At 63.5% G+C, this 13,224-nt stretch carries 9 protein-coding genes; 2 read left to right on the top strand and 7 right to left on the bottom strand.

Annotation, left to right across the window (positions count from 1 at the left end; genetic code table 11):
• The first annotated feature begins 200 nt into the window (after positions 1-200).
• The gene (locus CQW31_RS08515; protein WP_054887578.1) at positions 201-2,510 is read left to right on the top strand and encodes a TonB-dependent siderophore receptor; all 2,310 of its coding nucleotides are present in this window, start codon (positions 201-203) and stop codon (positions 2,508-2,510) included.
• A 106-nt stretch (positions 2,511-2,616) separates the two neighbouring features.
• A complete protein-coding gene (locus CQW31_RS08510; RefSeq protein ID WP_099814339.1) occupies positions 2,617-5,172 on the top strand; it encodes a sulfite reductase flavoprotein subunit alpha in 2,556 nt (851 codons plus the stop codon).
• A 150-nt stretch (positions 5,173-5,322) separates the two neighbouring features.
• On the opposite strand, the gene CQW31_RS08505 is transcribed toward CQW31_RS08510, so the two are convergent.
• From CQW31_RS08505 to ispG, 7 genes are all read right to left on the bottom strand, one after another.
• Positions 5,323-6,114, bottom strand: coding sequence for an amidohydrolase (locus tag CQW31_RS08505; protein ID WP_054887577.1), 792 nt, complete (start codon positions 6,112-6,114; stop codon positions 5,323-5,325).
• Positions 6,102-7,250, bottom strand: coding sequence for a pyridoxal phosphate-dependent aminotransferase (locus CQW31_RS08500; RefSeq protein WP_099814292.1), 1,149 nt, complete (start codon positions 7,248-7,250; stop codon positions 6,102-6,104). Before CQW31_RS08500 ends, CQW31_RS08505 begins: the two co-directional genes overlap by 13 nt.
• A gap of 149 nt (positions 7,251-7,399) precedes the next feature.
• A complete protein-coding gene (gene der / locus CQW31_RS08495) occupies positions 7,400-8,863 on the bottom strand; it encodes a ribosome biogenesis GTPase Der (RefSeq protein ID WP_054887575.1) in 1,464 nt (487 codons plus the stop codon).
• Positions 8,864-8,979: 116 nt separating this feature from the next.
• Positions 8,980-10,122 (bottom strand): outer membrane protein assembly factor BamB, encoded by a 1,143-nt coding sequence (gene bamB, locus CQW31_RS08490; protein WP_099814291.1) that lies wholly within the window; start codon positions 10,120-10,122, stop codon positions 8,980-8,982.
• A complete protein-coding gene (locus CQW31_RS08485; RefSeq protein WP_054887573.1) occupies positions 10,123-10,761 on the bottom strand; it encodes a tetratricopeptide repeat protein in 639 nt (212 codons plus the stop codon). It lies immediately after the preceding gene.
• A 39-nt stretch (positions 10,762-10,800) separates the two neighbouring features.
• Positions 10,801-12,090: a histidine--tRNA ligase gene (gene hisS / locus CQW31_RS08480; RefSeq protein ID WP_099814290.1), complete on the bottom strand. Its 1,290-nt coding sequence runs from the start codon at positions 12,088-12,090 to the stop codon at positions 10,801-10,803.
• A gap of 24 nt (positions 12,091-12,114) precedes the next feature.
• The gene (gene ispG, locus CQW31_RS08475; protein WP_054887571.1) at positions 12,115-13,224 is read right to left on the bottom strand and encodes a flavodoxin-dependent (E)-4-hydroxy-3-methylbut-2-enyl-diphosphate synthase; all 1,110 of its coding nucleotides are present in this window, start codon (positions 13,222-13,224) and stop codon (positions 12,115-12,117) included.

Genomic DNA, 13,224 nt, shown 5'->3' with positions numbered 1-13,224 from the left:
CTGTAAAGGCTCAATGATATTGATTCCCTTTTACGCAGCACAAGGCCTGACTGTGCCTTAGACGATTCAGTGTCCATAAATCGTAAAGAGAATATGTAAAGATTGTAAATTTATAGCGAATGGTAACGAGTCTCAATTGTGCCTTACAATCCCTTACATTAACATCCGCGGCCTTCACACCTTGGGGAAGGCCTACAACAATGCGTCACGTACCATCTGCAGTGAGTTCACCACGCCTGATCGTCACAGCCATCGGTGTCGCCTTCAGCGCTTGCGGCGCCTATGCCGCCGATCCGGCCGCCAGCACCGCCATCACCCTCGACGCCACCAGCGTCGATGGCAAGGCTGAGCCAGCCAGCACCGATTACAAGGTGGAAAAGGCCTCCTCGCAGAAGTACACCGCCCCGCTGGTAGACACCCCGCGCTCGGTCACCGTGATCCCGCAGCAAGTGATCAAGGACACCAACGCCCTGACCTTGCAGGACGCCCTGCGCACCGTGCCCGGCATCACCTTCGGTGCCGGCGAAGGCGGCAACCCGCAAGGCGACCGGCCGTTCATCCGCGGCTTCGACGCCCAGGGTGACACCTACCTGGACGGCGTGCGTGACACCGGCGCCCAGACCCGCGAAATCTTTGCCATCGAATCGGTCGAAGTGGCCAAGGGCCCGAACTCGGCCGTTGGCGGCCGCGGCGCTGCCGGCGGCACCATCAACCTGGTGAGCAAGCGCGCACACTTGGGCAACTCGCTCGACGGCGCCTGGACCTGGGGCAGCGACCAGACCCAGCGCTACACCTTCGATGGCAACTACCAGTTCAGCGATACCGTTGCCGGCCGCCTGAACCTGATGACCCACGAAAGCAACGTCGCCGGCCGTGACAAGGTCAATTACGACCGCTGGGGTATCGCCCCGTCGCTGGCCTTCGGCCTGGGCACCGCGACCCGCGTCAACCTCGATTACTACCACCTGGAAAGCGACGACCTGCCGGACTCGGGTATTCCGTACAGCATCCCGACCGCTGGCAGCGCCGCGCGTACCTCGGCTCACCCGAGCAAGCCGAACGACGGTGGCGACAGCGACAATTTCTACGGCCTGACCGACCGCGACTTCCGCAAGACCCGTGTCGACATCGCCACCTTCTCCATCGAGCACGACCTGACCGATGCGCTGACCATCAAGAACACCTTCCGTCACGGCAACAGCATGCAGGACTACATCCTGACCCAGCCCGACGACAGCAAGGGCAACGTCAACAACGGCAGCGTCTGGCGACGCGCCAATACCCGTGTTGGCAACACCTCCACGACCACCAACCAGACCGACCTGTTCGGTGAGTTCTACCTGGGTGGCCTGAAGAACAGCTTCTCCACCGGTATCGAGCTGAGCCGTGAAGAAAGCGAGCGTGAAACCTACAACGTCGACACTGACACCGTCCCAGGTGGCGCCGCAAACACCAATTGCACCCCGGGCATGATCGGTGCTACCAGCGGCTACAACTGTACTTCGCTGAGCAATCCGAACCCGGATGATCCGTGGAACGGTGCAATCTCGCGCAACTACGCCGGTACCAACACCAAGAGCAACACCCGGGCCATCTACGTGTTCGATACCCTCGAACTGTCGCCACAGTGGCTGCTGAACATGGGCCTGCGCTACGACCACTTCGACACCCAGTACCGTGGCTACAACGCCGACGGCAGTACTGCGGTAAGTTCCAAGGGCATCGTCTCCAAGGGCAAGGACACCAGTGAGTTCGTCACCGGCCAGCTGGGCCTGGTGTGGAAGCCGGCCGACAACGGCAGCATCTACGTGTCCTACGCTACCTCGGCCACCCCGCCAGGCGCCTACCTCGGCGAAGGCATGGAAGGCAACCCGCTGGGCAACACCACCGACCGCAGCGGCAACCTGCTCTCCAGCGACATGGAGCCGGAAGAAACCACCAACTACGAAATCGGTACCAAGTGGGACCTGTTCAACGAGCGCCTGTCCCTGGCTGCGGCACTGTTCCGTACCGAGAAAGAAAACGCGCGCGTGCAGGTGAACACCACCACCTACGAAAACGTCGGCGAAACCCGCGTGCAGGGTATCGAGCTGTCCGCCAGCGGCAAGATCACCGACAAGTGGCAAGTGTTCGCCGGCTACACCTACATGGAAGCGCGCCAGATCGACGGCGGCCCGCTGGGCGCGGCCAACGACGGCAACCAGCTGCCGAACACGCCGAACAACAGCGCCAGCCTGTGGACAACTTATTCCATCACGCCGAAGCTGACCGTCGGTGGCGGTGCGTTCTATGTGGATGACGTGTACGGCAGCGTGGCCAACACCACCATGGTCGACAGCTATGTCCGCTACGACGCCATGGCCGCTTACAAGTTGACCAAGAACGTCGACCTGCAGCTGAACGTGCAGAACCTGACGGACAAGGTGTACTACGACAAGGCCTTCTCCACCCACTTCGCCAACCAGGCGGCCGGGCGGACTGCACTGTTGACCACCAGCGTCCACTTCTGACGAAACACCGCCGAGCCCCGTTCATACCTGTGAGCGGGGCTTTTGCGTATCAAGGCATAATGCCCGCGCTGCGGTCCGCGGCATCAAGCAACACAAGGTGATGGATGTGGTGAAGAAAACGCTGTTCCAACTGCACTGGTTGTTTGGCATCACCGCCGGGCTGGTGCTGGCATTGATGGGCATCACCGGTGCGCTGTACTCGTTCCAGGAGGAGCTGTTGCGCACCTTCAACGCCGATGTGCTCAAGGTCGAGGTACGCGCCGAAGGCGTGCTGCCAATGGGCGAACTGGTGCGCCGCGTCGAGGCCGAGCAAGGCGACAAGGTGTCGATGCTGTCGGTCGACGTGCGCGAAGGCAACGCCGCGCGGGTGTTCTTCACCCCGCCACCGGGCGAGCGCCGCGGCGCGCTGCGCTATGCCGACCCGTATACCGGCGAACTCAAGGGTGATGCGGCCGGGCAAGGCTTCTTCAACCTGATGCTGACCCTGCACCGCTTCCTCGCCATGGGCGACACTGGCCGGCAGATTACCGGGGCCTGTACCCTGATGCTGGTGTTCTTCTGCCTGTCCGGCCTGTACCTGCGCTGGCCGCGCAAGGCGCTGAACTGGCGCACCTGGCTGGCCCTCGATTGGGCCAAGAAAGGCCGTGCCTTCAATTGGGACCTGCACGCCGTGGCCGGTACCTGGTGCCTGCTGTTCTACCTGCTGTTCGCGTTGACCGGGCTGTTCTGGTCCTACGAATGGTACCGCTCTGGCCTGAACAAACTGCTGGCTGACCAACCCGCTGCCGGGCAGCAACAAAAGCGTGGCGAAGGCCGTGGCCGCCATGGGCAGCCCAAGGTCGACAAGAACGCGCCGCCACTGGTGGTCGACTACGACGCCATCTGGGCCAACCTGAAGGACGCCGCCGGCCCAGGCCTGGCCATGTACAACCTGCGCCTGCCGCCGGCAGGTGGCCAGCCGGCCAACCTGTTCTACCTGCTCGAAGGCGCCGCCCACCCGCGCGCGTTCAACACCCTGGTGCTCGACCCGGCCACTGGCCAGGTGAAAAGCCACGACCGCTACAGCGACAAGTCATTCAAGGCCCAGCTGCTGCAGAGCGTCTACGCCTTGCACGTTGGTGAATACTTCGGCCTGCCGGGTCGCATCATCGTCACCCTGGCCAGCCTGACCATGCCGCTGTTCTTCGTCACCGGCTGGCTGCTGTACCTCGACCGCCGCCGCAAGAAGCGCCAGGTGCGCGCCGCCCGCAGCATCGTCGATGGCAACCAGGCCAGCGGCGACAGCTGGCTGATCGGCTTCGCCAGCCAGAGCGGCTTCGCCGAGCAACTGGCCTGGCAAAGTGCCGGGCAGTTGCAGGCAGCAGGTTTGCCGGTTCAGGTTCGAGCCCTTGGCGACCTGCGCGAAGAAGACCTGCGTCAGTCCCGCCGTGCGCTGTTCGTGGTCAGTACCTTCGGTGATGGCGAGGCGCCCGACAGTGCCCGTGGTTTCGAACGCAAGATCCTCGGCCAGCCGTGGGCACTGAACAATCTCAGCTATGCCCTGCTCGCCCTTGGCGACCGCCAGTATCCGCACTTCTGTGGCTTCGCCCGGCGCCTGCAGGCGTGGCTTGGCGAGCGCGGTGCCAGCAGCGCATTCAGCCCGGTCGAAGTGGACAACGCCGACCAGGCCGCACTGCAACAGTGGCAGCAGGAACTGGCGCAACTGACCGGTGCTCAACCGGTAAGCGCCTGGCAACCGCCAAGCTTCGGCAACTGGACCCTGGTGCAGCGCGATCTGCTCAACCCGGGCAGCCAAGGCCAGCCGGTCTACCTGCTGGGCTTGCAACCTGAAGAGCCCGCCCGCTGGGAAGCCGGTGACCTGGTGGAGATCCTGCCGCTCAATGGCCAGCCACGGATCGACGCGTTCCTTCACGGCATGGCATTGGACGCCATGGCCAGCGTACAGGTCGAGGGCCTGCAGCAGACCTTGAGCCAGGCATTGGCTGGCCGTCAGCTACCGAGCCGTCGCGATCACCTGCTTGGCCTGCATCCGCAGGCACTGGTCGATGCGCTGGTGCCGATCGGTAGCCGCGAGTACTCGATCGCGTCGATCGCCAGCGATGGCGTGCTGGAGCTGATCGTGCGCCAGGAGCGCCATGCCGACGGCAACCTCGGCCTGGGCTCCGGCTGGCTGACCGAGTACTTGCCGCTGGGCGGCAGCTTGAGCCTGCGCCTGCGCCGCAACAGTGGCTTCCATCTACCCGAGATGCCAGCACCGATGATCCTGATCGGCAACGGCACCGGCCTGGCCGGCCTGCGCAGCCTGATGCGCGCGCGGATCAATGCTGGCGAGCAACGCAACTGGCTGCTGTTCGGCGAGCGCAACCGGGCACACGACCTGCTGTGTGGCGCAGAGCTGCAGGGCTGGGTCGAGAGTGGCGACCTGGCGCGGCTGGACCTGGCGTTTTCGCGGGATCAGGCCGAGAAAGTGTATGTGCAGGATGTGTTGCTGCAGCACGCCGAGGAATTCAAGCGCTGGGTGGCTGACGGGGCCTGCGTGTATGTCTGCGGTAGCCTGCAAGGCATGGCTGCCGGGGTTGATGCGGCGCTCAACGGCTTGCTGGGAGAAGAAGCAGTACAGCAGTTGATCGAGGATGGGCGCTATCGGCGGGATGTGTACTAAACAGCAGCACTGATCTGTGTGGGAGCGGCCTTGTGTCGCGAAAGGGCCGCAAAGCGGCCCCATCAATATCTGCAGTTATGCTGAAATCCTGGGGCTGCTTCGCAGCCCTTTCGCGACACAAGGCCGCTCCCACAACGGGCCAGTCTGGCTTTAGTGCAACTCGAAGGTATCGGCATCCAGGTTGGCCGGGAACTTGGTGCGGTACGCGCCCAGCTCTGCAGCACTCAACACCGCAGTGAATACCCCGTCCGCCTCCCCTGCGCTGAGCAGGCTCTCACCCTGGAAGTCCAGCACCTGGCTGTCCCCGGAGTAGGCAAAGCCCTTGCCGTCGGTCCCCACCCGGTTCACCGCCGCCACGTAGCACAGGTTCTCGATGCCCCGCGCCGGCAGCAGGCGGTTCCAGTGCTGGCGCCGCGCTGCCGGCCAGTTGGCGGTATACAGCAGCAGGTCAGTGTCCTGGGCATCACAGCTCCACACCGGGAAGCGCAGGTCGTAGCAGATCAGCGGGCGCACCCGCCAGCCCTTGACCTCGAACTGCACTTGGCGCTCACCTGGTGTGTAGTGCTTGTGCTCGCCCGCCATGCGGAACAGGTGACGCTTGTCGTAATGCAGGATTTCGCCATCCGGCCGCGCCCACAGCAAGCGGTTGCGGTGGCTGCCGTCGGCGGCCTGGATGATCACGCTGCCGGTGATCACCGCGTCGATGCGTTTGGCCTGTGCCTTGAGCCACTTGTAGGTCGGGCCGTTCTCAGGCTCGCACAGGGTTTCCGACTGCATGGAAAAACCCGTGGTAAACATCTCGGGCAAGACCACCAGATCGCTGCCGCGGGCCTGCTCCAGCAGCACCTCGAAATGCGCGTAGTTGGCCTCACGGTCATGCCAGGCCAGCGTGGTCTGGACCAGGGCGACTTTCAGGTTGGGCAGTGCACTCAGATCGCGCATAGTTTTTCCGCTGCCTGACGCAGCGTCTCCTCACGTTTGGCAAAGCACAGGCGCACCAGGCGTTGCTCGGGGATGGGTTGCTGGTAGAACACCGACACCGGAATGGTCGCCACGCCGTGCTCACGGGTGAGCCACAGGGCCATGTCGACATCGTTCAGGTCCGGGCGGATCTGCGAATAGTCCACCAGCTGGAAATAGGTGCCTGCCGTGCGGGTAAAGCTGAAACGCGAGCCTTCGAGCAGGTCGCAGAACAGGTCGCGTTTGGCCTGGTAGAAGGCCGGCAATTCGTCGATGTGCTCCGGGTGCTCGGCCATGAAGTCGGCCAGTGCGCATTGCAGCGGTGTCACGCCGCAGAAATTGACGTATTGATGCACCTTGCGCAGTTCGGCGCTCAAGGCCGGCGGCGCAATCACGTAGCCGGTCTTCCAGCCGGTGACGTGGTAGGTCTTGCCAAACGAGCTGACCACGAACGCCCGTGAATACAGCTGCTCGTGGGCCAGCACGCTGGCATGGCGCACACCGTCGTAGACCAGGTGCTCATAGACTTCGTCGCTGACCAGATAGATGTCGCGATCGGCGATCAGACCGGCCAGTTGGTCAAGGTCTTCGCGACTGATCAGCGCGCCACTGGGGTTGTGCGGCGAATTGAGAATGACCATGCGCGTGCGTGGGCTCAAGGCATCGCTGAACTTCTGCCAGTCGATGCGGAAGTCACCGTCGCTCAGTTGCACATGCACGCAGCGCCCGCCCGCCAGTTCCACCGACGGCTCGTAGCTGTCGTAGCAAGGGTCGAAGACGATCACCTCGTCACCAGCGTGGATCAACGCCTGGATGGCGCAGAAAATCGCCTCGGTGGCGCCCGGGGTGATGGTCACCTCCTGATCGGCATCCACCTGCGCGCCGTACAGCCGCGCAACCTTGGCCGCCACCTGCTGGCGCAGGGCCGGCAGGCCGGTCATCGGCGAATACTGGTTATGCCCGGCGGCGACATGGCGGCCGACTGCATCGAGCAACGCCTGCGGGCCATTGAAGTCGGGGAAGCCTTGGGACAGGTTCAGCGCGCCGGTCTGCATGGCGAGCTGGGACATGGTGGTGAAGATGGTCGTGCCGACATTCGGCAGTTTGCTGCGGATCATGGAGCCCTCTTTCCTGGGGTGTATCCGGCACGGGGTGGAGTCCGAGCATAGCGGATCGAGCGGTCAGGAAAAAGGTTCAAACAACCCAGGGATTGCGCTGGATCAACGGGCCTCTTCGCGGGCTCGCCCGCGAAGAAGCAGACGCGGAATCAGCGCTTGTCGCGGCGCTTCTTCTCGGCCTTCTTGTGGTGTGACATCAAGCGGCGCTTCTTGTTGACCTGGCGATCGGTGAGGGTGTTCTTCTTGCCCTCGTACGGGTTCTCACCGCCCTTGTACTCGATGCGGATCGGCGTACCGACCAGCTTCAGCACGCGACGGTAGGTGTTCTCCAGGTAACGCGAGTACGACTTCGGAATCTTGTCGGTCTGGTTGCCATGGATCACGATAAGCGGCGGGTTGGCACCACCGAGGTGGGCATAGCGCAGCTTGATGCGGCGACCGTTGACCAGCGGTGGCTGGTGCTCGCTCACGGCATCTTCGAGGATCTGCGTCAGGCGGCTGGTCGGCCAGCGGGTGACCGCCGACTTGAACGCGGCCTGTACCGACTTGTACAAGTGGCCGACGCCCGTGCCGTGCAGGGCCGAGATGAAGTGGATGTCGGCGAAGTCGACGAAGAACAGCCGGCGCTCCAGCTCAGTCTTCACGTAGTCGCGTTCACCCGACTCCATGCCATCCCACTTGTTGAGGGCGATGACAATGGCGCGGCCGGCTTCCAGGGCGAAGCCCAGCAGGTTGAGATCATGGTCGACCACACCTTCGCGGGCGTCCATGACAAAGATCACCACGTTGGCGTCCTTGATCGCCTGCAGGGTCTTCACCACCGAGAACTTTTCGACTTCCTCGTGGATCTTGCCGCGCTTGCGCACGCCAGCGGTGTCGATGAAGGTGTACTTCTCGTCATCACGCTCGAACGGGATGTAGATACTGTCGCGGGTCGTGCCCGGCTGGTCGTACACCACCACACGCTCTTCGCCGAGCATGCGGTTGACCAGGGTCGACTTGCCCACGTTCGGGCGGCCGATGATGGCGATCTTGATGCCATCTTTCTCGCTTGGGCCCGGGATACGTACCGCTTCCTCGCCTTCGGCCACTTCAGCGTCCAGCGCTTCCTCGACCTGGTCACGCGGGATGTGGCCGAGCACAGCCTCCATCAGCGCGTTGATGCCACGGCCCTGGGAGCCGGCTACCGGAATGGCATTGCCCATGCCCAACGGCGAGAACTCGGCGCGAGCGACGTCGGCGTCGATGTTGTCGATCTTGTTGGCGACCAGGATGGCCGACTTGTTGCGCTTGCGCAGGTGCTCGGCAATCATCTGGTCGGCGGCGGTCATGCCGGCGCGAGCATCGACCAGGAACAGCACGTAGTCGGCTTCCTCGATGGCCATCAGCGACTGCTCGGCCATCTTCTCGTCCATGCCCACTTCGTCCCCGGTGATACCGCCGGTGTCGATGAGGATGAAGGAACGACCCTGCCAGGTGGCATCACCGTACTGGCGATCACGGGTCAGGCCCGACAAGTCACCGACGATGGCATCGCGGGTCTTGGTCAGGCGGTTGAACATGGTGGATTTGCCGACGTTCGGGCGGCCCACCAGGGCGATTACGGGAACCATGCGGCTCTCCACTCTTGAATTCTTGAAAATGCAAAGGCCGCTGCAAGGCAGCGGCCGGAGTTCGGGCGGCGTGTCCTACGCCGCGGCCTGAAGCCGCCAAGGCTCCAAGCATAGCTTCAGCGGACGGTCAGTGCCTCGAGCTTGCCGCTGTTGCCGAAGACGTAGATGGTGTCGCCGACCACAAGTGGGCGGGCGCGCAGGCCATCGCTGTCGATACGCTCACGGCCGACAAAGCGGCCATCGACCTGGCTCAGCAGGTGCAAGTAACCCTCGAAGTCACCCACAGCCACGTAGCTGGAGAACACTTCAGGCGCGGTCAGCTGACGGCGGGCCATCGAATCGTTGGTCCACAGCGCGCTGGAGGAGCGCTCGTCGACACTTTCAACGGTACCGCTGGCTTCGCTGACATAGACGTTGCCGTAACCCTGGGCGACACCCACGTAGCTGGAAGCATCGCGCTGCCACAGCACACGGCCGCTTTCCAGGTCCAGGCCCGCCACGCGGCCCTGGTAAGTGCTGACGTACAGGGTACCACCGGACAGCAGCAGGCCGCCGTCGATGTCGACCACGCGGTCCAGCTCGGAACGGCCCTGCGGGATGGCCACGCGGCTTTCCCACACCGGCACGCCGTTGTTGATGTCCACCGCCACCACCTTGCCTGTGGACAGGCCGGCCACGGCCAGACGGTTGGTGGCGATCGGCGCGCCGGTACCACGCAGGGTCAGCACGGCCGGGGTGTTTTCATAGATCCAGCGGCGGTCGCCAGTGGCGGCATCCAGGCCGATCAGGCGGTCGTCCTGGGTCTGTACCACCACAACGTCGCCGTTGTTGGCCGGTGGCGCCAGCACTTCACTGGTAACACGCGAGCGCCAGCGCTCTTCGCCCGTGCTGGAATCCAGCGCGATGACTTCACCCTTGAGGGTGCCGAGCATCACCAGGCCGTAGCCTACGCCGACAGCGCCGGAGACCGGCAGCTCGAGGTCCTTCTTCCACACCACGTCACCGGTGATGCGGTCGAGGGCGAAGACTTCGCCATTGACGTCGGAGGCGTAGATACGGTCGTTCTCGATTGCCGGAACCAGGGTGTTGTAGGTTTCACCCTGGCCGTCACCGATCGAACGGCTCCACTGCTTCTTCAGCACCACTTCCTCGGTGAACTTGGTCAGCTCGGCCGGAGGCAGTTCCTTCTTGCTGTTGCTGCTGCAACCTGCGGCCAGCACGGCCAGGGTCAGCACTGCTGCTTGTTTCCAACCGATCACTTACGCGTCCCCTTTGGCCAGGTCATCCAGCTTCAGTTGCAGGCCACCGACTGCTGCTTCATCAGACAGCGCGGCCTTGGCTTTCTCGTAGGCACTGTGGGCATCGTCGCCACGACCCAGTTGCACCAGCAGATCACCTTTCAGTTCCTCACGGCTGGCCAGGAATGCCTTGTCGGCATCACCGTCGAGCAGCTTGAGGGCTTCTTCGGCCTTGTTCTGGGCGGCGAGCACGCGTGCCAGGCGCTGGCGCGAGATTTCGCCCAGGGTGACGTCGGCCGGTTTGTCCAGCACGCTTTTCAACTCGGCAGCAGCGTCGTCGAGCTTGCCGCTCTCGACCGCGACCTTGGCCACGAACAGGCTGCCGTACTGGGCGTACGCAGTACCGCCGAACTCGCTCTTGAGTTTGCCGGCCAGCTCCGCGACCTTGGTTGCGTCTGGCTGGCCATTCGGCGTCAGGCTGGTCTCAAGCAGGGCCTGATACAGCTGCGAGGCACCTTGCGACTGGTTGCTCTGGTACTTGTGCCAGGTATTCCAGCCCAACACCACCACGCCAGCCAGCAGGGCACCGGTCAGCAGCGGCTTGCCGTTGCGGTTCCACCAGTCCTTGACCCCTGCCAGTTCATCATCGGTACTCGACACCCCAATACTCCTTTTCGCCTATTCGCTTGTTGAACCGCGTTACGCCTGAGCGATCGCGGTTTCCAGGTGCTCAGCCAGAGCATCCCAGGCAATGTTCTGTTGTTCGCCCTGCCCACGCAGGGGCTTCAAGCCGATCTCTTGCTTGGCCAGTTCGTCGTCGCCGAGGATCAGGGCGAACAGTGCGCCGCTCTTGTCGGCTTTCTTGAACTGGCTCTTGAAGCTGCCTCCGCCGGCGTTGACCGCCAGGCGCAGGGCCGGCAAGCGATCGCGCAGGCCTTCGGACAGGCGCAGGCCGGCCAGCTCCGCCTGCTCGCCGAAGGCGCACAGGTAGACGTCGATGGTGCGGTTGATCGACTCGGGGACCTTGCCAAGGGTTTCCAGCAGCAGGATCAGGCGCTCGATGCCCATGGCGAAACCAACGCCAGGGGTCGGCTTGCCGCCCATCTGCTCGACCAGGCCGTCGTAACGGCCACCGGCGCAGACGGTGCCCTGGGCACCGAGCTTGTCGGTGACCCACTCGAACACGGTCTTGCTGTAGTAGTCCAGGCCACGGACCAGCTTGGTGTTGATCACGAACGGAATGCCAGCGGCATCGAGGCGTGCCTTGAGGCCCTCGAAGTGCACGCGGGAATCTTCGTCCAGATAATCTTCCAGCTTCGGTGCGCCGACCAGCACCGCCTGGGTACCCTGGTCCTTGCTGTCGAGGATACGCAGCGGGTTGCTCTTGAGGCGACGCTGGCTGTCTTCGTCGAGCTGCTCCAGGCGCGCCGAGAGGAACTCGACCAGCGCGTCACGGTAACGGGCTCGGGCTTCGCTGGTGCCCAGGCTGTTGAGTTCGAGCTTGACCGCATCCTGGATGCCCAGCAGGCCCCACAGGCGCCAGGTCAGCATGATCAGCTCGGCGTCGATGTCCGGGCCGTCCAGGTTGAACACTTCCACACCGATCTGGTGGAACTGCCGATAGCGGCCCTTCTGCGGGCGCTCGTGGCGGAACATCTGGCCGATGTACCAGAGCTTCTGCACCTGGCCGTTGCCGGTGATGCCATGTTCCAGCACAGCCCGCACACAGGCGGCGGTGCCTTCTGGGCGCAGGGTGAGCGAATCGCCGTTGCGGTCCTCGAAGGTGTACATCTCTTTTTCGACGATGTCGGTGACTTCACCAATGGAGCGCTTGAACAGCTCGGTGAACTCGACGATCGGCGTGCGGATCTGGCTGTACCCATAGGTGTCCAGCAGGCCGGCGACGGTGCCTTCGAAGTAGCGCCAGAGTGGCGACTGCTCTGGCAGGATGTCGTTCATGCCACGGATGGCTTGCAGCGATTTGCTCACGAAAAGTCCTTACGAATCTGTGTGTCAGCTGCGGGCGATCAGCGCCGCGTCAGCCTCGACCTTTTCGGCCGCTTTCTGGCGGATGAGCTTTTCCAGCTCATCGACCAGGTTGTCATTGGTCAGCTTCTGCGCCGGCTTGCCGTCGATGTAGACCAGGTTCGGCGTACCACCGGTCAACCCCACGTGGGACTCCTTGGCTTCGCCAGGGCCGTTGACCACGCAACCGATCACCGCCACGTCCAGCGGCACCAGCAGGTCTTCCAGGCGCCCTTCGAGCTCGTTCATGGTCTTGACCACGTCGAAGTTCTGCCGCGAGCAGCTCGGGCAGGCGATGAAGTTGATGCCCCGCGAACGCAGGTGCAGCGACTTGAGGATGTCGTAGCCGACCTTCACTTCCTCGACCGGGTCGGCCGCCAGCGAGATACGAATGGTATCGCCGATGCCTTCGGCCAGCAGCATACCGAGGCCGACGGCAGATTTCACTGTCCCCGAGCGCAGGCCTCCGGCTTCGGTGATCCCCAGGTGCAGCGGCTGGATGATCTGCTTGGCCAACAGGCGATAGGCCTCGACGGCCATGAACACGTCGGAGGCCTTGACGCTGACCTTGAAGTCCTGGAAGTCCAGGCGATCGAGGTGCTCGACGTGACGCAGGGCCGACTCGACCAGCGCGGCCGGGGTCGGCTCACCGTACTTCTTCTGAAGGTCCTTCTCCAAAGAACCGGCGTTGACGCCGATGCGGATCGGGATACCACGGTCGCGGGCAGCGTCGACCACCGCGCGCACGCGGTCTTCACGGCCGATGTTGCCCGGGTTGATGCGCAGGCAGTCGACGCCAAGCTCGGCCACGCGCAGGGCGATCTTGTAGTCGAAATGGATATCGGCAACCAGCGGCACGCTGACCAGCTGCTTGATCTTGCCGAACGCCTCTGCGGCGTCCATGTCGGGTACCGAGACGCGAACGATGTCGACGCCGGCATCGACCAGGCGCTGGATCTGCGCCACGGTAGCCAACACATCGTTGGTGTCGGTGTTGGTCATGCTCTGCACCGCGATGGGGGCATCACCACCCACCGGCACATTGCCGACCCAGATTTTGCGGGATTCGCGACGTTTGATCGGAGATTCGCCGTGCAT

Source organism: Pseudomonas sp. 382 (assembly GCF_002759075.1).
GTDB classification, from domain to species: Bacteria; Pseudomonadota; Gammaproteobacteria; order Pseudomonadales; family Pseudomonadaceae; genus Aquipseudomonas; species Aquipseudomonas vlassakiae.
This window is presented reverse-complemented; position numbering and strand designations above follow the sequence as displayed.